Annotated in this window: 19 protein-coding genes; 7 read left to right on the top strand and 12 right to left on the bottom strand. The window is 66.8% G+C overall.

Annotated elements, in window-relative coordinates; all coding sequences use genetic code 11:
* Positions 1-48: 48 nt before the first annotated feature.
* Both AC5P8R_RS15485 and rlmD read right to left on the bottom strand, forming a co-directional pair.
* A complete protein-coding gene (locus AC5P8R_RS15485) occupies positions 49-534 on the bottom strand; it encodes a CYTH domain-containing protein (RefSeq protein WP_227864120.1) in 486 nt (161 codons plus the stop codon).
* A 34-nt stretch (positions 535-568) separates the two neighbouring features.
* Positions 569-1,903, bottom strand: a complete 1,335-nt coding sequence (gene rlmD / locus AC5P8R_RS15480) for a 23S rRNA (uracil(1939)-C(5))-methyltransferase RlmD (protein WP_032959001.1) — start codon at positions 1,901-1,903, stop codon at positions 569-571.
* Between the two features lie 127 nt (positions 1,904-2,030).
* On the opposite strand from rlmD, the gene AC5P8R_RS15475 reads away from it, so the two are divergent.
* Positions 2,031-2,759, top strand: coding sequence for a response regulator (locus AC5P8R_RS15475; RefSeq protein WP_014647994.1), 729 nt, complete (start codon positions 2,031-2,033; stop codon positions 2,757-2,759).
* A 522-nt stretch (positions 2,760-3,281) separates the two neighbouring features.
* Here AC5P8R_RS15475 and recO read toward each other — a convergent pair.
* The 9 genes from recO to rpoE all read right to left on the bottom strand — a co-directional run bounded on the left by recO (position 3,282) and on the right by rpoE (position 11,942).
* Positions 3,282-4,001 carry a DNA repair protein RecO gene (recO, locus tag AC5P8R_RS15470; RefSeq protein ID WP_495223600.1) on the bottom strand — a complete coding sequence of 240 codons (720 nt, stop codon included), beginning with the start codon at positions 3,999-4,001 and terminating at the stop codon, positions 3,282-3,284.
* Between the two features lie 18 nt (positions 4,002-4,019).
* The gene (gene era, locus AC5P8R_RS15465) at positions 4,020-4,916 is read right to left on the bottom strand and encodes a GTPase Era (protein ID WP_014647996.1); all 897 of its coding nucleotides are present in this window, start codon (positions 4,914-4,916) and stop codon (positions 4,020-4,022) included.
* Positions 4,913-5,593, bottom strand: a complete 681-nt coding sequence (gene rnc / locus AC5P8R_RS15460; RefSeq protein WP_032958999.1) for a ribonuclease III — start codon at positions 5,591-5,593, stop codon at positions 4,913-4,915. The genes era and rnc overlap by 4 nt, the downstream gene beginning before the upstream one ends.
* Positions 5,583-5,966, bottom strand: coding sequence for a DUF4845 domain-containing protein (locus AC5P8R_RS15455; protein ID WP_014647998.1), 384 nt, complete (start codon positions 5,964-5,966; stop codon positions 5,583-5,585). Before AC5P8R_RS15455 ends, rnc begins: the two co-directional genes overlap by 11 nt.
* A gap of 52 nt (positions 5,967-6,018) precedes the next feature.
* The gene (gene lepB, locus AC5P8R_RS15450; protein WP_014038087.1) at positions 6,019-6,813 is read right to left on the bottom strand and encodes a signal peptidase I; all 795 of its coding nucleotides are present in this window, start codon (positions 6,811-6,813) and stop codon (positions 6,019-6,021) included.
* Positions 6,814-6,868: 55 nt separating this feature from the next.
* Positions 6,869-8,662: a translation elongation factor 4 gene (lepA, locus tag AC5P8R_RS15445; protein ID WP_495223611.1), complete on the bottom strand. Its 1,794-nt coding sequence runs from the start codon at positions 8,660-8,662 to the stop codon at positions 6,869-6,871.
* 180 nt (positions 8,663-8,842) lie between these two features.
* Positions 8,843-10,375, bottom strand: a complete 1,533-nt coding sequence (locus AC5P8R_RS15440) for a DegQ family serine endoprotease (RefSeq protein ID WP_049420101.1) — start codon at positions 10,373-10,375, stop codon at positions 8,843-8,845.
* Positions 10,376-10,449: 74 nt separating this feature from the next.
* On the bottom strand, positions 10,450-11,325 hold the full coding sequence (locus AC5P8R_RS15435; protein ID WP_126411249.1) for a sigma-E factor negative regulatory protein: 876 nt from the start codon (positions 11,323-11,325) through the stop codon (positions 10,450-10,452).
* On the bottom strand, positions 11,322-11,942 hold the full coding sequence (rpoE, locus tag AC5P8R_RS15430) for an RNA polymerase sigma factor RpoE (RefSeq protein WP_014038091.1): 621 nt from the start codon (positions 11,940-11,942) through the stop codon (positions 11,322-11,324). Before rpoE ends, AC5P8R_RS15435 begins: the two co-directional genes overlap by 4 nt.
* 235 nt (positions 11,943-12,177) lie before the next feature.
* On the opposite strand from rpoE, the gene AC5P8R_RS15425 reads away from it, so the two are divergent.
* The 4 genes from AC5P8R_RS15425 (at position 12,178) to AC5P8R_RS15410 (ending at position 17,203) form a co-directional block, all read left to right on the top strand.
* A complete protein-coding gene (locus tag AC5P8R_RS15425) occupies positions 12,178-14,241 on the top strand; it encodes a 3-hydroxyacyl-CoA dehydrogenase NAD-binding domain-containing protein (RefSeq protein ID WP_069116210.1) in 2,064 nt (687 codons plus the stop codon).
* Between the two features lie 601 nt (positions 14,242-14,842).
* The gene (locus AC5P8R_RS15420; RefSeq protein ID WP_005410608.1) at positions 14,843-15,706 is read left to right on the top strand and encodes a pirin family protein; all 864 of its coding nucleotides are present in this window, start codon (positions 14,843-14,845) and stop codon (positions 15,704-15,706) included.
* Positions 15,707-15,827: 121 nt separating this feature from the next.
* Positions 15,828-16,547, top strand: coding sequence for an aquaporin Z (aqpZ, locus tag AC5P8R_RS15415; RefSeq protein WP_014648003.1), 720 nt, complete (start codon positions 15,828-15,830; stop codon positions 16,545-16,547).
* A gap of 197 nt (positions 16,548-16,744) precedes the next feature.
* Entirely contained in the window at positions 16,745-17,203 is a 459-nt protein-coding gene (locus AC5P8R_RS15410; RefSeq protein ID WP_014648004.1) for a hypothetical protein, read from the top strand.
* Between the two features lie 128 nt (positions 17,204-17,331).
* Here the strand turns inward: AC5P8R_RS15410 and AC5P8R_RS15405 are convergent, their stop codons facing one another.
* Positions 17,332-18,183, bottom strand: coding sequence for a pirin family protein (locus tag AC5P8R_RS15405; protein ID WP_014648005.1), 852 nt, complete (start codon positions 18,181-18,183; stop codon positions 17,332-17,334).
* A gap of 215 nt (positions 18,184-18,398) precedes the next feature.
* Between AC5P8R_RS15405 and AC5P8R_RS15400 the strand changes: the two genes are divergently transcribed.
* Together AC5P8R_RS15400 and AC5P8R_RS15395 are read left to right on the top strand one after the other, a co-directional pair.
* Entirely contained in the window at positions 18,399-20,480 is a 2,082-nt protein-coding gene (locus AC5P8R_RS15400) for a carbon starvation CstA family protein (RefSeq protein WP_014648006.1), read from the top strand.
* Positions 20,480-20,704, top strand: a complete 225-nt coding sequence (locus tag AC5P8R_RS15395) for a YbdD/YjiX family protein (RefSeq protein ID WP_032958992.1) — start codon at positions 20,480-20,482, stop codon at positions 20,702-20,704. Before AC5P8R_RS15400 ends, AC5P8R_RS15395 begins: the two co-directional genes overlap by 1 nt.
* The last annotated feature ends 85 nt before the right edge of the window (positions 20,705-20,789 follow it).

Below are 20,789 nucleotides of genomic sequence, written 5' to 3'. Positions count from 1 at the left end.
CTGGGGTAAAGACGACTTAATCCCCTCCGTCCCCTTTTCTTGGGGGCTTCACCACTGTGAATAGGGGTGACTGGCCAGTGCGACGTTGTAGTAGCGCGCGTCGTCGGTGACTTCGGCACCCACCCAGTCCGGCAGGTCGATCGCCTGGTCGGCGCTGTCCAGCTCGACTTCGGCCACGACCAGGCCGGCGTTGTCGCCGAAGAACTCGTCCACCTCCCAGGTCAGGCCGGCGTGTTCGACCAGGTGGCGGCGCTTGTCGATCAGGCCACCGACGCACAGCGCCAACAGGGCGCGCGCATCCTCCACCGGGATCGGGTAGTCGAACTCCTGGCGGGTATGGCCGATGGTGCGCGACTTCAGGTTCAGCGCGGCGTGGTCGCCTTCGATGCGCACGCGCACCGAGGCGTTCTGGGTGCCGCGGTCGAGCGCGCCCATGTCGTTGATGTAGCCCTGCGCCATCGGGATCACCCGATGCGCGGCGGTGCGCCAGCCATCACTGCTGACGAGGAATTTGCGTTCGATTTCGATGCCCATCGCGCCATTATGCGCGATGGGTGATGACAACCTGTCAGCGCTTCTCGAACACCGCGATGCTTTCCACGTGCGCGGTATGCGGGAACATGTCCATGGCACCGGCGCTGACCAGGGTGAAGCCCTGTTCGTTGACCAGATAGCCGGCATCGCGCGCCAGCGAGCCCGGGTGGCAGCTGACGTAGACAATGCGCTTGAACTGCTTCAGCGGCAGCTGCTGCAGCACTTCGATCGCACCCGAGCGCGGCGGGTCCAGCAGCAGCTTGTCAAAGCCCTGGCGCATCCACGGGGTGCTGCGCTGGTCCTGGGTCAGGTCGGCGCTGAAGAACTGCGCGTTGGCCAGGCCGTTGCGCTCGGCGTTCTCACGCGCACGCGCCACCAGGCCGGCATCGCCTTCCACGCCAACCACCTCGCGCACGCGGCGCGCCAGCGGCAGGGTGAAGTTGCCCAGGCCGCAGAACAGGTCCAGTACACGCTCGTCCTCACCCGGTTCCAGCAGGTCCAGGGCGTGGGCGATCATCTTCTCGTTGAGCTTGGCATTGACCTGGATGAAGTCCAGCGGGCGGAACGCCAGCTCGACATCCCACGGCGCCAGACGGAACGACAGCGGCACACCCTGCCCGTCCAGCGGCTGCACGGTATCCACGCCGCCGGACTGCAGGTAGATCACGAAGCCATGCTGCTGGCCGAAGGCCGCCCAGGCCGCGCGGTCGGCATCGCTGAGCGGCTGCAGATGGCGAACGGTCAGGACCACGGCCTGGTCACCGGCGATGAATTCGATCTGCGGGATGTCACGCTTGCCATCGAGTGACTCGATGAAGGTGGACAGCGCCTCGACCTTGGTACCGATCTCGGGGATCACGGTCAGGCACTGGCTGAGGTCGGCAACGAAGCGCGGATCCTGTTCACGGAAGCCGACCAGGGTCTTGTCCTTCTTTTCGACCCGGCGCACCGAGAAGCGGCCCTTGCGGCGATAGCCCCAGCTCTCACCGACCAGCGGCGCCAGCACGGTGCCCGGCTTCACATGGCCGATCCGCTCCAGGTTGTCCATCAGCACGCGCTGCTTGGCCACGATCTGCTGGTCCTCGTCCAGGTGCTGCAGCACGCAGCCGGCGCAGGTACCGAAATGGGGGCACTTGGGGGTCACCCGCTGCGGCGAGGCCTGCAGCACCTCCAGGGTGCGCGCCTCGTCGAAATGGCGGCTGCGGGCAGTCTGCTCAGCCATCACCACCTCGCCGGGCAGCGCGCCGCTGACGAAGGTGACCTTGCCGCCCTCGCCTTCACGGCGGGCGACACCGCGACCATCATGGCTGAGGTCGAGGATCTCGGTCTGGAATGGGGTACGGTCAGTGCGGGAACGGGATCGGGCCACGTGGCAACAGGCTGCGGGCAAAAATGGGGGCGTATTGTCGCAGATCCTGACCGACGGGGCCTGGACCCGCTTGCGCCCGTGGCCGTCGTGCTTGATGATTGGGCCAGCTGACATGGAGGCAGCCCTGATGCAGATGACCCCGCGGGCCGCACGGCCCCGCTTCCTGCTTGTCGAGGACGACATCATCAGCCGCGGTTTTTTCAAGGCGGCGTTGGAAACGTTACCGGCGGATGTGGATACCGCAGATTCCCTGGCCAGTGCCCTGGCCAGTGCCGAACCCGGCGCGCATGATCTGTGGCTGATCGACGTCAACCTGCCGGATGGCAATGGCGCGCAACTGCTGCGTGAGCTACGCCGCTCACATCCCGACACACCGGCGCTGGCACATACGGCCGACGGCGATACCTCCATCCACGCCCGCCTGCGCGAAGCCGGTTTCAGCGACACCCTGGTCAAGCCGCTGGGCCGCGACCAGCTGCTGAAGGCCGTGCGCCGTGCGCTGGTCAACAGCCCGGCGGGAATCTTCGTGGCACAGGCCCCGGCCGCGGTCGAGCTGGCCGTTCAGGACTGGGACGAGACTGCGGCATTGGCCGCGCTCAATGGCCAGCGCAACCACCTGATCGCACTGCGCGAGCTGTTCCTGGCCGAGTTGCCCGGTGTGCGCGACGCGGTCGAGCAGGCGGTGGACCAGCACGACGAGCGCCAGCTGCGCAGCCAGCTGCACCGGTTGCAGGCGAGCTGTGGCTTCGTGGGGGCGGCACGGTTGGGCCGGGCGGTGCGCCAGCTGCATCATGCACCCGAGTCCGGGCAGGCCCAGGACGGGTTCCGCGCCGCGGTAGCTGCCCTGCTGCATTGAGGGTTTTTCGGCAAGGCTGCGCCCTGCACCCGCAGAGGCTTCAAGCCAAGCCAAGGCAACAGCAACAGCAACGGCATGCATTCCGTGGGTTGGCGGTGCGGTATCGGAGGGCGGGGACGCCGTAAACCCGTCCTTGGGGGCTTGGCAGCCGCATCCATGCGGCTGACACCCCGCCCTCCGATACCGCCCCACCTCTTACAGTTTTCCGCGATCGGGTAGATCCACGCCATGCGTGGATGAATTTCTGTCAGATATCGAAATCAATCTGGGGTCGGATCCGTTTTCCTGCGGAAAACGGATCCGACCCCACGCCGTTCCGACAGTTCGCGGAACACTGTCGAAGGCGGGGTGGGTCCGGTTGCGGGAGTGTCCGCGGCATGGATGCCGCGGCCAAGCCCCCAGGGACGGGTTTACGGCGTCTCCCGCAACCGGACCCACCCCGCCTACCCACGGATAGCCAGCTTTTGCCGTTGACGTTGATTCGGCAGGTGCAGGGCTGCAAGCCCTGCCGCCCCCCCCCCCCTACTTGCGCGGCGCGAGCTGCTCGAGCATTTCCCAGGACTTCAGCCCGCGCGCGCCCAGGTGATGGGCCAGCACCCGCCGGATCGGCAGGCGCAGGCTGGCCAGATCGGCGGCATCCGGTTCTTCGTCGGCCGCAAGGGCCAGCAGCGCCGAGCCAGTGGCCGCCGCCCGGCGCTCCCCGCCACGCTCGCTCAGCAGGCGCTGCGCCCCTTCCTGCGGGTCCAGCTCGTAGCGCGCCGCCGGGTCGATCGGCTGGCCATCACTGGCACTGTCCAGCTCGAAACCCAGGCCCAGCGCGGACAGCAGTTCGCGCTCGAAACGGCGCAGGGTCCAGGCCAGGCCGGCACCGACCGCCAGCCGCGCGCGTGCCTCACCGTAGGCAAGGTACAGCTCCGGCAGCGGGTCCTGGCGCGGGGCCAGGCGCAGGGTCAGTTCACTCAGGTAGAAGCCGGCCAACATCGCCTGGCCGACCAGGCGTGGCGCGGCATCCAGCGCCTCGGCACCCCGCAGCTGGGCCAGTTCACCCCGCTGCTGGGCACTGAAGCGGATCCACTGCAACGGCTGCAGGGCGGCGCGCAGCACCTGGCCCTTGGCGGTGGACACGCCACGCGCCAGCAGGCCGATACGGCCATGCTGCGCGCTCAACACTTCGACCAGCAGGCTGGTCTCGCGGTAGGCCCGTGCGTGCAGCACGAAGCCGGTGTCGTCCTCGATCATCATCGAAGCGACCGTCGCGGCTTATTCGTAGCCGAAGGCCTTCAGCGCGGCCTCGTCGTCGGACCAGCCTTCACGCACGCGCACCCAGGTTTCCAGGAACACCTTGGCCCCGAACAGACGCTCCATCTGCAGGCGGGACTTGGCGCCGATCTCCTTCAGGCGGGCGCCGCCCTTGCCGATCACGATGGCCTTCTGGCCCTCGCGCTCGACCCAGATCACCGCACCGATGCGCAGCAGGTTGCCATCCTCGGTGAAGCGCTCGATCTCGACGGTGGTTGCGTACGGCAGTTCCTCGCCGAGCTGGCGCATCAACTGCTCGCGCACCAGTTCACCGGCCAGGAAACGCTGGCTGCGATCGGTGATCTCGTCCTCGCCGAACATCGGCGGGGCTTCCGGCAGCAGCTTCAGCACGTCGCGCACCAGCGCTTCCAGGCCGTTGCGCTTCTGCGCCGAGATCGGGTGCACGGCGGCGAAATCACGCCCTTCGGTCACCTGCTGCAGGAACGGCAGCAGCGCGCCCTTTTCCTTCAGGCGATCGATCTTGTTGACCACCAGCACCACCGGGATGCCGGCGTCGCGCAGCACGTTGAACGCCAGGCTGTCCTCTTCATCCCAGCGACCGGCTTCGATCACCAGCAGGCCGGCATCGACGCCTTCCAGCGAGCCACGCGCGGCGCGGTTCATCACCCGGTTCATCGCCCGCTTCTGCACCTTGTGCAGGCCGGGGGTGTCGACCAGGATCAGCTGGCCTTCCGGATAGGTGGCGATGCCCAGCAGGCGATGGCGCGTGGTCTGCGGACGGTTGGAGACGATGCTGACCTTGGCGCCGACCAGGGCATTGGTCAGGGTCGACTTGCCCACGTTCGGGCGGCCGATGACGGCCACGCTGCCGCAATGATGGGGAGTTTGTTCGCTCACTTGGAATCCAGTTGTGCTAGGACGGCCGCAGCCGCCTGTTGTTCGGCAAGCCGCCGCGAGGCGCCTTCGCCCTCGGTGCTGGCGGCCGGGTCGGCTACGTTGCAGCGTACCCGGAAGTGCTTGGCGTGGTCGTCACCGGATTCTGACACCAGTTCATACTGCGGCAACGCCTTCTGTCGGGCCTGCAGCCATTCCTGCAGGCGGGTCTTGGGGTCCTTCTCGGGCCGGCCGGAGGCCGGCAGTGCCTCGATCGAAGCGCTGAACCAGGGCAGTACCACCGCCCGGCAGGCCTCGAAGCCGGCATCCAGGTAGATCGCAGCCACCACGGCTTCCACCGCGTCGGCCAGGATCGAATCACGACGGTGGCCGCCGGACTTCATTTCGCCCGGACCCAGGATCAGTCGATCGCCCAGTTCCAGGGTGCGCCCGATCACCGCCAGCGCGCCTTCACGCACCAGCTCGGCGCGGGCACGGGTCATCGCGCCTTCGTCAGCCTTGGGCCAGCGCTGGTACAACGCCTCGGCCGCCATCATGTTGACGATGCTGTCGCCCAGGAACTCCAGGCGCTCGTTGTGTGGCGCACCGGCACTGCGATGCGTCAGCGCCTGCTTCAGCAGCGCCGGGTCGCGGAAGGGATGACCGATCAGGTCACCACGTTGGAAAGGTTTATTCGGCACCGCTTCGGGTCAGGTCCTGGGATGAATCGAATTTGCCAACCACGTCCAGGTTGCCGACCAGCGGACGGCGCACTTCGTAGTTGACCTTGAGGGTCCAGCCATTGTCGCGGCGGTCGAACTTCACGTTGGCCGGCTTCACGTTTTCCGAGTAGTTGATGTACAGCCGCTTGAAGAACAGATCCTGGATCCGGGCCGGTTCCATGCTGCCCACACCCGGCTCGTTGGCCAGGCTCTTCATCGCCGAGCGCACCGCGTAATACTCCTGGTACATCGGGAACAGCTTCATGCCGATGTAAAGGAAGAAACCGACCACGATCAGGACCGCCAGGAACGAGGTCAGGGTCATGCCACGCTGCGTGTTCATCGTCTTCATTGCGTTCTCCCCAGATACGCGTTGGATGTGAAAATACTCGGTTGATGCCCGATCAGTTGATGCTCGAGCCGATCCGCGACGGCTCGAAGCCATCCTTGCAGAACCAGCCCTGGCAGTTCAGCCAGATCAGGAAGGCCTTGCCGCGCAGGTTTTCTTCCGGCAGCAGGCCCCAGAAACGGCCATCGTCGCTGTTGTCACGGTTGTCGCCCATCACCAGGTACTTGCCGGCCGGCACGGTCCACTGGCCCTGGCCACGCGGATAGTCGGTCTCCAGCACGGTGTGGGTACGACCCGGCAGGTGTTCGACCAGCAGGTTGGCACCCTCGCCCTGGCCCTTGTGGCCTGCATAGATGCCCTTGTTGTCGTACTTCAGCGGTTCGCCGTTGAGGATCACGCCGTCGCCTTCGAAGACCACGGTGTCGCCCGGCACGCCGATGACGCGCTTGATGAAGTTCTCACCCTTGGCCGGATCGTTGTCGCTGTGGCCGGGGAAGTGGAACACCACCACGTCGCCGCGCGACGGCTCGCCAAACGGCACGATCTTGGTGTTGCTGATCGGCAGGCGCAGGCCGTAGGAGAACTTGTTGACCAGGATGAAGTCGCCGATCAGCAGGTTCGGCATCATCGAGCTGGACGGGATCTTGTACGGCTCGGCGATGAAACTGCGCACGATCAGCACGATCGCCAGCACCGGGAAGAACGCACGCGAGTAATCCACCAGCACCGGCTCGGAGTCGAGCAGGCCCGCGCGCTGGGCGCGACGCTTGGCGAGGTACAGCTTGTCCGCGAGCAGGATCAGGCCCGAGGCCAGGGTCAGCACGACCAGGAGGATCTCAAACAGTTTCATTCAGGGTCCTTTGCAACGTCACCAGACGACCGGCCCCGCAGGGCTGGTGCGGGCCTTACTTGTTGTCCATCTGCAGGACGGCCAGGAACGCTTCCTGCGGAATCTCCACGCGTCCGACCTGCTTCATGCGCTTCTTGCCTTCCTTCTGCTTTTCCAGAAGCTTCTTCTTGCGCGAAACGTCGCCACCATAGCACTTGGCCAGCACGTTCTTGCGCATGGCCTTGACCGTGGTGCGGGCGATGATCTGCGAACCGACGGCAGCCTGGATGGCCACGTCGAACATCTGGCGCGGGATCAGGTCCTTCATCTTCTCGCACAGCTCGCGGCCACGTCGGTCAGCGTGGCTGCGGTGCACGATCAACGACAGCGCATCGACCTTGTCACCATTGATCAGCACGTCCACGCGCACGAACGGGCCTGCGTCGAAGCGCACGAAGTGGTAATCGAGCGAGGCATAGCCGCGGCTGACCGACTTCAGCTTGTCGAAGAAGTCCAGCACCACCTCGGCCATCGGCAGCTCGTAGCTGATCTGCACCTGGCTGCCCAGGTAGTTGATGCCGATCTGGCTGCCGCGCTTTTCTTCGCACAGCTTGATGATGTTGCCGATGTACTCCTCGGGGGTGAGCACGTTGGCGCGGATGATCGGTTCGCGGATTTCCTCGACCTGGTTCACCGCCGGCAGCTTGGCCGGGTTGTCCATGTTGATGATCGAGCCATCGGTCTTCAGGACCTCATACACTACCGTCGGCGCGGTGCTGATCAGGTCCAGGTTGTATTCGCGCTCCAGGCGCTCCTGCACGATTTCCATGTGCAGCATGCCCAGGAAGCCGCAGCGGAAGCCGAAGCCCATCGCCTCGGAGCTTTCCGGCTCGAAACGCAGCGCGGCATCGTTCAGGCGCAGCTTGTCCAGCGCTTCGCGCAGGTCCGGGTAGTCTTCGGCATCGACCGGGAACAGGCCGGCGAACACGCGCGGCTGCATTTCCTGGAAGCCCGGCAGCGGCTTCGGCGCCGGGTCGCCGGCCAGGGTGAGGGTGTCGCCGACCGGCGCACCATGCACGTCCTTGATGCTGGCGGTGACCCAGCCCACTTCACCGGCACGCAGCGCCGGCAGCACCTTGCGCTTCGGCGTGAACACGCCGACGTTGTCGACCTGGTAGTTGCGGCCGGTCGACATCACCTGCAGCTTGTCACCGGCCTTGATCTCGCCCTGCATCACGCGCACCAGCGACACCACGCCGAGGTAGTTGTCGAACCACGAGTCGATGATCAGCGCCTGCAGCTTGTCGGTGTCGCGCGGCGCCGGCGGCGGAATGCGGTGCACGATCGCTTCCAGCACGTCCTGCACGTTGAGGCCGGTCTTGGCACTGACCGGCACGGCTTCGGAGGCATCGATGCCGATCACGGCCTCGATCTCGGCCTTGGCGCGCTCGATGTCGGCGGTGGGCAGGTCGATCTTGTTGATCACCGGCACCACTTCCAGGCCCTGCTCCACGGCGGTGTAGCAGTTGGCCACCGACTGGGCTTCCACGCCCTGCGCCGCATCGACCACCAGCAGCGCGCCTTCGCAGGCGGCCAGCGAGCGGCTGACTTCATAGGAGAAGTCGACGTGGCCGGGGGTGTCGATGAAGTTCAGGTGGTAGGTCTGCCCGTCCTTGGCCAGGTACGGCAGTGACACCGACTGCGCCTTGATCGTGATGCCACGCTCGCGCTCGATCGGATTGGAATCGAGCACCTGCGCTTCCATCTCGCGGGCCTGCAGGCCACCGCAGAGCTGGATGATGCGGTCGGCCAGCGTGGACTTGCCGTGGTCGACATGGGCGATGATGGAAAAGTTGCGGATGTTCCGCATCGAATCAGAAGACATAGGTGGCGGCGGCGCGCGGCGTCGTCAGGGTAACGGTCGATTATCGCACGCCCAGCGCCCGGCCGCGAAAACCGGCTGCCGGGCACCGGCCCGGAACGACCGAAGCCCCGCCGGGGCGGGGCTTCGGGGGAGGCCCAGGGGCCGCCGGAGCGGCCCCGGCAGGCCCTACTGGCCGGCCTTGACCGCCACGAAGGCGCTGTTGCCGTTGGCCGTGCGGACCAGCAGCATGACCACGTCGTCCTTCTTGAAGCTGGACAGCGCCCGGTTCAGGGCATCCACACTGCCGACCGCGACGCGGCCGACCTGCAGGATCACCATGCCCGGCGACAGGCCGGCATCACGCGCCGCCTGGCCCTTGACCCCGGTGATGCGCACGCCTTCGTTGCCGTTGAGCCCGAACTGCTTGCGCTGAGCTGCGCTCAGGTCGCTCACGTCCAGCCCCAGCAGGGCATTGGCCCCGGTCTGCGGCGCCGCCTCGGCACCGCCGGCCGACGGCCCGCGGGCACTGGCCTGCCCGTCTTCACTCAGGGCGGTCAACGTGGCACTGAGGTCATGCGGCTTGCCGTCGCGGTACACCACCAGGTTCACCTTGCTGCCCGGCGCCATCGCACCGATCAGCGGCGGCAGGTCGGACCAGCTGTTGACCGGGCTGCCGTTGACCGAGCGGATGACGTCGCCCACCTGCACGCCGGCCTTGGCGGCCGCACTGCCGGCCACGATCTGGTTGACCAGGGCGCCACGGCTGTCCGGCAGGCCCAGGCCCTGCGCCTTCAGCGAATCGATCGGCTCCACGACCGCGCCGAGCTGGCCGCGGGTGACCTTGCCGCTCTTCTTGATCTGCTCGACCGCGCTCATCGCCAGGTCGATCGGGATCGCGAAGCTGATGCCCATGTAGCCGCCGGACGCGGAGAAGATCTGCGAGTTGATGCCGACCACTTCGCCGCGGGTGTTCAGAAGAGGGCCACCGGAATTGCCCTGGTTGATCGCCACGTCGGTCTGGATGAACGGCACATAGCGCTGGTCGGGGCCGCCCGTACTGCGGCCGACGGCGCTGACCACGCCGGCGGTGACAGAATGGTCGAGGCCGAACGGCGAGCCGATCGCGACAACCCACTGCCCCGGCTTCAGGCTGTTGGAGTCACCCACGCGCACGGTTGGCAGGTTCTTCCCGTCGATCTTCAGCAGGGCGACGTCGTACTGCTGGTCGCTGCCCACCACCTTGGCGGTGAACTCACGGCTGTCGCCCAGCTTGACCTTCACGTCACTGGCGTCGGCCACCACGTGGTAATTGGTCAGCACATAGCCATCGGGCGAGATGATGAAGCCCGAGCCCATGCCACGGCCCTTGATGCTGGGGCCACCGTCTGGCCCACCCGGCCCCTGCCCCGGCATCGGGAAGTCGGGACCAAAGAAGCGGCGGAAGAACTCCGGCATGTCATCGTCGCCCATCGGGCCGCGCGCGGCCTGGCGGTTGTTGCGGACGATGGTGGTATCGACGTTGACCACGCCCGGGCCGACCTGTTCGACCAGGTTGGTGAAGTCGGGCAGGCCACTGACCAGCGGCTGCGCCGGTGCCCGCGCGGCCGCGGCTGGCACGGGCTGGGTCTGCGCGACGGGCGCCGGCGCCTGTGCGCAGGCCACCAGGGGAAGGGTCAGGGCCAGCAGGCCAATGGCCTGCGTGCGGAGTCGGGGAGTCATCGGACGGCAACCTCCGGGTCGGGTGGAAAGAGGAATACGGGCCCCGCCGACGGCGGGGCGTGAAGGCGCCCGGCTCAGTCGCGCGGGCGCGGCGGCACCGGCAGGTCATCCTGCAGGCGCGGCTCGAACGGATAGAACGCGGCACTACCGGCGTGGGCCGGGAAGCTGGCATTGAGCGCGCCGCCAGCGGCGGGCGCCAGGCTGGAGCGCGGCCATGGCCGGGCCTGCAGCCCGCTGACCTCGCCGAACGGCAGGTTGCGGTTGGCGTTGGCCGGCACGGTCGGGGTCAACGGTGCCTGCACGGCCGCGATGGCGCGCTGCGAAGTGTCGTCGCGCTGGGCGGCACGCGCGGCCTGCTGGCTGCGCGTAGCGCTGGCACGGCGGGCGTCCTGGCGGCGGCCCGCCGCGGCCATCGCTACGGCCGGCGCAGCAGCCACGGCCACCGCGGCCGTGTCCACCGAAGCCTCGGTGACTGGGGTGGGCGCGGCCGGTGCCAGTTCCGCCTGGCTGGCGATCACCTGCGGCGCCAGCGGTTCACCCGGCGTCGCCTCCTTCAATTTCTCGCCGCCGATGAACAGGGCGACCGCGGCGACCGATGCGGCCAGCGCAGCACCGCCGCCCCAGGCGCGCCAGCCACTGCGACGCACCTGGCGACGCGGCTCGGCCTGCGGCGTCGGCTCTGCCGCAATGGCGGCCGCAACGGCGGCACTGAAGCCGGCCGGTGCCAACGCCGGGGCCTGCCCGCGCATCACGTCGCCCAGCAGCTGCCAGCGCTCCTGGCAGCCGGCCAGTTCGGGGTCGTGTTCCATCCGGCGCAGCAGGAAGCGCGCTTCATCGGCACCCAGCTCGCCATCGACCAGGGCCGACAGCTGCTCGCGATGGCGCTGGTCCAGGCGCTGCCCGGCGGGCGATTGATGGTTCTGCGATTCGTTGAACGGGTTACTGGTCATACGCGGCTCTTCTCACGGGTGGCGCTGCCGATGTCCAACAGCGGCCGGAGTTCGGTGTCGATCGCCTCGCGCGCCCGGAAGATCCGGGAACGCACGGTGCCGATCGGGCACCCCATCTTCTGCGCGATATCCTCGTAGCTCAGGCCTTCCACCTCGCGCAGGGTGATCGCCGACCGGAGTTCCTCCGGCAGCGCGTTGACGGCCTTCATGACCGTCTGTTCCAGCTCCTGGCGCATCAACTCGCGCTCGGGCGTGTCGGTGTCCCGCAGGCGGGTACCGCTGTCGAACTGCTCGGCGTCACCGATGTCGATGTCATCGGTCGGCGGACGACGATTGTGTGAAGCCAGGTAGTTTTTGGCGGTATTCACGGCGATTCGATGCAACCAGGTTGAGAACTGGGCATCGCCACGGAAACTCCCGATCGCGCGGTAGGCACGGATGAAAGTGTCCTGGGCGACGTCCTGACATTCGCTCCAGTCGGCGATGTAGCGACCGACCAGGGCCACGACCCGATGCTGGTACTTGCGCACCAGGACATCGAACGCGGCACTCTCGCCGTGCTGCACGCGCCGGACCAGCTCCAGATCCAGCTCCTGAGGTGTATCAACATCGGCCATGAGGGGCCGCACTCCTGTCAGCCCAACCGACGTCGGGCAATGAGACTGCCAATCCCGGGAAAAGTTCAGTCGCCGATCACCTGGCGCCGCACCAGCTTTTAACCACCATTCGGTTAGCGTCCCGATCCACGGCCATGGATCCGGGGGCGCCACTCCCCTGCTATTGGGATTTGACGCGGGGGAAACAACCTCTGGATCATAGCCGCTTCTCCATACACAACCGGATGGAACGTCCATGCTCTCAGGCTTCGATGGTCTCCGCTTCAGCCACTGGCACCCCGAGATCCGCGACGACGGCGTGGTGGTTCTCTCCCTGGATCGCCAGGACAGCAGCGTCAATGCGATGTCGCAGGACGTGCTGCTGGAACTGGGCGACCTGCTTGAGCGCATTGCCCTGGACCCGCCCAAGGGCGTGGTCATCCAGTCGCTGAAGAAGGCCGGCTTCATTGCCGGTGCCGACCTGAAGGAGTTCCAGGAATTCGACCGTCGCGGCACCGTCAACGACGCGATCCGGCGTGGCCAGGCCACCTACCAGAAGCTGGCCGAGCTGCCCTGCCCGACCGTGGCGGCCATCCACGGCCACTGCCTGGGCGGTGGCACCGAGCTTGCCCTGGCCTGCCGCTATCGCGTGGCCTCCAATGACAGCAGCACCCGCATCGGCCTGCCGGAAACCCAGCTGGGCATCTTCCCGGGGTGGGGTGGCAGCGCCCGCCTGCCGCACCTGGTGGGCGCCCCGGCAGCGATGGACATGATGCTGACCGGCCGCACCCTGTCGGCCTCGGCCGCGCGTGGCATCGGCCTGGTCGACAAGGTGGTGGCACCGGCGGTGGTGCTCGACACGGCCGTTGCACTGGCGCTGTCCGGCACCACCCGCCCGTTCAAGCAGCGCGCCACGGCCTGGGCCACCAACACCTGGCTGGCACGCACGCTGCTGGCACCACAGATGGTCAAGCAGGTCGCCCGCAAGGCGAAGAAGGACCAGTACCCGGCGCCGTACGCGCTGATCAGCACCTGGCAGCGCAGTGGCGGCAAGCCGATCCAGGCCCGCCTGGACGCCGAGCGGCGTGCCGTGGTGAAGCTGGCCAGTACTCCGACCGCGCGCAACCTGATCCGTATCTTCTTCCTGACCGAACGCCTGAAGGGCCTCGGTGGCGGTGATTCCGGCATCCGCCACGTGCACGTGGTCGGCGCCGGCGTGATGGGCGGCGACATCGCCGCGTGGGCCGCCTACAAGGGCTTCGAGGTAACCCTGCAGGACCGCGAGCAGCGCTTCATCGACCCGGCCATGGAACGCGCGCAGGCGCTGTTCGCCAAGAAGGTGCGCGACGAGAGCAAGCGCCCGGCCGTGGCCGCGCGCCTGCGTGCCGACCTGGAAGGCAACGGCGTGGCCGAGGCCGACCTGGTGATCGAGGCAATCATCGAGAACCCCGAAGCCAAGCGTGCGCTGTACCAGACGCTTGAGCCGAAGATGAAGCAGGACGCCCTGCTGACCACCAACACCTCGTCGATTCCGCTGGTGGAACTGCGCGACCACATCCAGCGCCCTGCGCAGTTCGCGGGCCTGCACTACTTCAACCCGGTAGCGCAGATGCCGTTGGTGGAGATCATCCATCACGACGGCATGGCGCCGGAGACCGAGCGCCGCCTGGCCGCGTTCTGCAAGGCGCTGGGCAAGTTCCCGGTGCCGGTGGCCGGCAGCCCGGGCTTCTTGGTCAACCGCGTGCTGTTCCCGTACATGCTGGAAGCGGCCACCGCGTATGCCGAGGGCATTCCGGGCCCGGTGATCGACAAGGCCGCGGTGAAGTTCGGCATGCCGATGGGCCCGATCGAACTGATCGATACCGTGGGCCTGGACGTGGCCGCCGGCGTCGGCCGCGAACTGGCGCCGTTCCTGGGCCTGCAGATCCCGGCCGCACTGCAGACGGTGGAACCGGACAAGCGCGGCAAGAAGGATGGCCAGGGCATCTACACCTGGGAGAACGGCAAGCCGAAGAAGCCGGACGTGGCCAGCGACTACCAGGCCCCGGCCGATCTGGAGGACCGCCTGATCCTGCCGCTGTTGAACGAGGCGGTGGCCTGCCTTCACGAGGGCGTGGTGGCCGACGCGGACCTGCTGGATGCCGGCGTGATCTTCGGCACCGGTTTCGCACCGTTCCGCGGCGGTCCGATCCAGCACATCCGTGCGGTCGGTGCCGATGCGATCGTCGAGCGGTTGAAGGCGCTGCAGCAGCGCCATGGCGACCGTTTCGCGCCGCGCCCCGGCTGGGACAACCCCGTCCTGCGCGAACCGGTGGTCTGAGTTCATCGGCCGGGCCTGCGGCCCGGCACCCGCAGAGGCAACCGCCGAAGCCAGAGCCGGAGCAACAGCCGGCTCTGGCTTTTCTGTTAGGCGGGCGGGGCGGTGTGGGCTTGCAGGACACGCCGTAAACCCATCCATGGGGGCTCGATGGCGCCATCCATGGCGCCAACGGTCCTGCAAGCCCACACCGCCCCACCCAGACAGTTTCCCGGTGACGGTTGCTGAACTGCGATGGCTGGTAGGTGTCGACCTTGGTCGACACCAGGAGCGAAGCGACCGGCGTCTGATTTTGATTTTCTTTTTTCTTCTCCGTGGCTGGACGCACACGGAAACTGTCAGAGGTCGGGCGGGTGGGTTGCGCAGGACCGTTGGCGCCATGGATGGCGCCATCGAGCCCCCATGGACGGGTTTACGGCGTGTCCTGCGCAACCCACCCGCCCGGCCAAGCGCGGCTTTTGATCTTGCTTCCGCCTTCAGCGCCCCCCACAGCCACGAGGGGCTGCGCCGTTGGCTGGAACACCCTGTTACCCATACGGGGCATGTGCCCGTCACAGCTGCATGCGATGCTCACCACCTGATCCCTGCCAGTGAGAACGCCCGCATGACCACCATCATCGCCCCGCGCGTGCACGACATCGGCGGCCTGGAAGTCCGTCGCGCCGTCCCCACCCTGCAGGCGCGCAGCATCGGCTCGTTCGTGTTCGTCGACCAGATGGGCCCGGCACTCATGCACCCCGGCACCGCCATCGACGTGCGCCCGCATCCGCATATCGGCCTGGCCACCGTCACCTACCTGTGGTCGGGCGCGATCGGCCACCGCGACACGCTGGGTTCGGATCAGGTGATCCGTCCCGGTGACGTCAACTGGATGACCGCCGGCCGCGGTATCGCCCATTCCGAGCGCACGCCGCAGCCGGACCGCGATCACGACAACCCGATCCACGGCATGCAGACCTGGGTCGCGCTGCCGAAGTCGCACGAGGAAATCGAGCCGGCGTTCTACCACCATGCCGCTGCCACCCTGCCCGAGCAGCGTCGCAACGGCGCGTGGCTGCGGGTGATCGCCGGCCGTGCGTACGGCGAGGAATCGCCGGTGAAGGTGTTCGCCGACACCCTCAACGTGGCAATCGATCTCGACCCCGATGCGGAAATCGATATCGACGACGGCCACCGCGAGCGCGCGTTGTACATCCTCGAGGGCGACGCGCAGCTGGATGGCGTGGATATTCCCGCGCAGCACCTGGTGATCCCCGAAGCCGGTGCACGCGGCCGCCTGCGCGCGAAGACGCCGGTGAAGGCGATGCTGTTCGGTGGCGAGCCGCTGGATGGCCCGCGCCACCTGTGGTGGAACTTCGTGTCGAGCTCGAAGGAGCGCATCGAGCAGGCCAAGCACGACTGGGAAGCCGGCCGCTTCGGCACCATTCCGGGCGACGACAAGGAATTCATCCCACTTCCGCAGTACTGAACATCGCGTGTTGCACACATCTGAAGGTGTATCCCTGCACCCGGCGTTGACGCTACAGTCACCCGCTGATCATTGAAATGTGACATAAATCACACTTTCGACCGTCAAAGGAGTGCAACACATGAGCATGGGTAAACGCTTGTCCGCCGAGTTCCTCGGCACGTTCTGGCTGGTTCTGGGTGGCTGTGGCAGTGCGGTGCTGGCCGCCAAGTTCGGTGGCGACGGCAATCCGCTGGGTATCGGTTTCCTCGGCGTGGCGCTGGCCTTCGGCCTGACCGTGGTGACCGGCGCCTATGCGTTCGGCCATATCTCCGGCGCGCACTTCAACCCGGCAGTCAGCGTCGGGCTGTGGGCCGGTGGTCGTTTCCCGACCAGGGATCTGGTGCCCTACATCATCGCCCAGGTTGCCGGCGGCCTGCTGGCCGGCTTCATCCTGCTGCAGATCGCCTCCGGCGCCACTGGCTTCGCCATCGATGGCAGCCAGGCGGGTGCGTTCGCCAGCAATGGCTATGGCACGCTGTCGCCCGGCGGCTACAGCGTGGCAGCCGCCTTCCTGTGCGAAGTGGTGCTGACGGCGGTGTTCCTGATCGTGATCATGGGTTCCACCCACGGCAAGGCACCGGCCGGTTTCGCCCCGCTGGCGATCGGCCTGTCGCTGACCCTGATCCACCTGATCAGCATTCCGGTCACCAACACCTCGGTGAACCCGGCCCGCTCCACCGCCGTGGCCTTCTTTGCCGGCAGCGGAGCAGTCAGCCAGCTGTGGCTATTCTGGGTCGCTCCCCTGCTGGGCGGCGCGATCGGCGGCCTGATCTACAAGTGGATCGGCAGCGACCGCTGATCCACGCGGCTCCCATTGCGGCCCACCCTCGGCCGCAATGGTTACTTCTGCAACCGCGAATTGTGCGATTGCTCACGTTCCGTTAAGGTTGAGTTGACCGTCCGTGCACATGCCGGATGGGGCGGCATCCGGGGATGGGATGCCACGGCCGCCGGCCCTGCTGGCGGAGCCAAACAACTCATCACCTTGGGGGATGCATGAAGTTCGTGCCTGTCATCTTGTCGAGCCTGCTGTTCGCTGCGGCCCAGGCCGCCGCGCAGGCGCCGTCCGAATGTCCTTCGCTGCCAGCCAGCAGTGGCCTGCAGTGGCAGCAGCAGGTGCAGGCCGATTTCCTGGTCTGCCGCGCCAGCACCCCTGATGGCCGCGAAGTACTGAGCCTGATGCTCAGCGCGCGTGACCCCGCCATTCCGCTGAGCCGCTCGCTGCGCCAGGAAAAAGGCAGCTTCGGCGGTGAATCGCTGTACTGGTACCAGCCCGACCTGGGCGGCCAGCAACCGCCGGGATATGCCGAACGGCGCATCAGCGTGGTCAAGATCGACAAAGGGCGTTATGCGCAGATTGCGCTGTATCCGGACAGCGCGCAGGAACTGAGCTCACTGCAGCAGCTGGCGCAGGGCATGAGCCTGACCCCTTCGGCCGTGGCCGCCGGGCGCTGAAGGTGACGGGGATGACTGCCTGGCAGCATCCCCGCAATGCACCTCGATCGGCAGGTAGTGCCGGCCGCCGGCCGGCAAACCCTTCGGTCCTGATCAAAAGCAGGTGCCGGCCGGCGGCCGGCACTACCTCAGAACCTGCCTTCCTGGAAATCGACGAAGGCCTGCATCAGTTCCTGCCGCGTGTTCATCACGAACGGGCCGTGCCGCATCACCGGCTCGCGCAACGGACGGCCGGCCACCAGGATCAGCCGCGCGCCTTCGCTGCCAGCCGAAACATGCAGCTGTTCGCCGCCGCCCAGCACCGCCAGCTCCTGGCGCGCAACATCACGGGCGGCGTCCTGTTCACCCACCGTCAGTCCGCCTTCAAATACATAGGCAAAGGCGTTGTGGCCTTCCGGCAGCGTGTAAGTCCAGGCCCGGTCGGGCGCCAACGTGATGTCGAGATACAGCGGCTCGGTGGCCGGCTGCACGATCGGGCCGCGGGTGCCGTCGACCGAGCCGGCGATCACCTTCACTTCCACGCCGGCTGCCGGCTGCACCACGGGAATGCGCTCGGGCGCGAACTCCTGGTACTTCGGCTCGGTCATCTTCTCCTTCGCCGGCAGGTTCACCCACAGCTGGAATCCACGCATCTGCCCGCTTTCCTGCTCGGGCATCTCCGAGTGCACCAGGCCGCGGCCAGCGGTCATCCACTGCACGCTGCCCGGGGTCAACAGGCCTTCGTTGCCATGGTTGTCGCGATGCCGCATGCGTCCGTCGAGCATGTAGGTGACGGTCTCGAAACCGCGGTGCGGGTGTTCCGGGAAGCCGGCGATGTAGTCCTCGGCCCGGTCGGTGCCGAATTCATCGAGCAGCAGGAACGGGTCCAGGTCCGGCAGCGTCGGGCCGCCGATGACGCGGGTCAGGCGCACGCCGGCACCGTCGGAGGTGGGCATGCCACGGATGGTGCGCAGCACGCGGACCGGTTCGGGAAGGCTCATGGCGACTCCTGTGGGATGGATGCCCCTGAAGATGGACGCCACATGGCCGTACGCCAATGGATGGCACCGCAACCAATTGTTCCATCCCTGATGTTGGCTGCACGTCAGCGCCACCGTCGTACGACCAAAGTACTACCGCCGATTCGTCCTGTGCCAATTGACCCTGTCGTGGGCAAGCAGGACTCTTTGACTGTCTTTCCGGGAGAGAGCACCTCATGAAAGGGTTTTCCAAACTGGGCTGGGCGGCACTCGCCCTGCTCGGCGCATTCTGTCTGGGCACCGTCGCCCTGCGCCGCGGCGAGCACATCAACGCACTGTGGATCGTGGTGGCCGCGGTCTCGCTGTACCTGGTCGCCTACCGCTTCTACAGCCTGTTCATCGCCAACAAGGTGATGCAGCTGGATCCGACCCGGGCCACCCCGGCGGTGATCAACAACGATGGCCTGGACTACGTGCCGACCAACAAGCACGTGCTGTTCGGCCACCACTTCGCCGCCATTGCCGGCGCCGGCCCGCTGGTCGGCCCGGTGCTGGCCGCGCAGATGGGCTACCTGCCCGGCCTGCTGTGGCTGGTGGTGGGCGTGGTGCTGGCCGGCGCAGTGCAGGACTTCATGGTGCTGTTCCTGTCCAGCCGTCGCAACGGCCGCTCGCTGGGTGACCTGGTGCGCGAGGAGATGGGCCAGGTACCCGGCACCATCGCCCTGTTCGGTGCGTTCCTGATCATGATCATCATCCTGGCGGTGCTGGCGATGGTGGTGGTCAAGGCGCTGGCCGAAAGCCCGTGGGGCATGTTCACGGTGATCGCGACGATGCCCATCGCGATCCTGATGGGCGTGTACATGCGCTACATCCGCCCCGGCAGGATCGGCGAGATTTCGGTGGTTGGCCTGATCCTGCTGCTGGCCGCGATCTGGTACGGCGGCAAGGTCGCCGCCGACCCGGTGTGGGGGCCGGCGTTCACCTTCACCGGCACCCAGATCACCTGGATGCTGATCGGCTACGGCTTCGTCGCCTCGGTGCTGCCGGTGTGGCTGCTGCTGGCCCCGCGTGACTACCTGTCGACCTTCCTCAAGATCGGCACCATCATCGCGCTGGCCATCGGCATCCTGGTGGTGATGCCGGAACTGAAGATGCCGGCGCTGACCCAGTTCGCCGCCAGCGGTGATGGCCCGGTGTGGAAGGGCGGCATGTTCCCCTTCCTGTTCATCACCATCGCCTGCGGTGCGGTCTCCGGTTTCCACGCACTGATCTCCTCCGGCACCACGCCGAAGCTGCTGGCCAATGAAGCGCACATGCGCTACATCGGCTACGGCGGCATGCTGATGGAATCGTTCGTGGCGGTGATGGCGCTGGTGGCGGCCTCGATCATCGATCCGGGCATCTACTTCGCGATGAACAGCCCGGCCGCCGTGATCGGTGCCGATGCAGCCTCGGCGGCGCACTACATCACCAACACCTGGGGCTTCACCATTACCCCCGAGCAGTTGACCGCGACCGCGGCCGCCATTGGTGAACCGACCATCCTGCACCGCGCCGGTGGTGCACCGACGCTGGCGGTAGGCATCGCGCAGATCCTGCACGAAGCGATTCCCAGTGGCAGCGACGCGATGATGGCGTTCTGGTACCACTTCGCGATCCTGTTCGAAGCCTTGTTCATCCTGACCGCGGTGGACGCCGGTACCCGCGCCGGGCGCTTCATGCTGCAGGACCTGCTGGGCAACTTCGTGCCGGCCCTGAAGAAGACCGAGTCGTGGACCGCCAACATCATCGGTACCGCCGGCTGCGTGGCGCTATGGGGCTACCTGCTCTACACCGGCGTGGTCGATCCGTTCGGCGGCATCCAGACGCTGTGGCCGCTGTTCGGCATCTCCAACCAGATGCTGGCTGGCATCGCGCTGATGCTGGGCACGGTGGTGCTGTTCAAGATGAAGCGTGACCGCTATGCGTGGGTCACTGCGGTACCGGCGGTGTGGCTGCTGATCTGCACCACCTACGCCGGCTTCATCAAGATCTTCGACAGCAACCCGGCGCAGGGTTTCCTGGCGCAGGCACACAAGTTCCAGGCCGCGCTCGCCAGCGATACGATCACTGCACCGGCCAAGTCGGTGGCGCAGATGAAGCAGATCGTGGTCAACGCCTACGTCAACACCGGCCTGACCGCGCTGTTCCTGCTGGTGGTCGGCGCGGTGCTGGTGTATTCGATCAAGACCATCCTGGCGGCACGCCGCAACCCGCAGCGCAGCGACCGCGAGACCCCGTACGTGGCGCTGAAGCCGCATGAAATGGTGGATCTGTGATGAGCACGCAACTGGTTCCCGCCGGCCAGTACCAGGCGCACCGCCGCATCTGGCGGCGCCTGGTGCAGACCGCACGACTGTGCTGTGGCATTCCTGACTACGACAACTACGTCCGGCACATGCTGGATAAGCACCCGGACCAGGAGCCGATGGACTACAAGACGTTCTTCCGCGAGCGCCAGGAAGCGCGTTACGGCGGGCGCAACGGCGGGCGCTGCTGCTGAAGGCCAGGCCTGCCTTTCAGCAGGCAAAAGAAAGCCGAGCGCGGGCTCGGCTCTACACGGGCAGAGCGGGTTCGCGGCGCACGCC

Source organism: Stenotrophomonas sp. YJH_SMC_73 (assembly GCF_059370155.1).
Note: the sequence above shows the minus strand (reverse complement) of the source record. Positions and strands in the feature narration are given on the sequence as shown.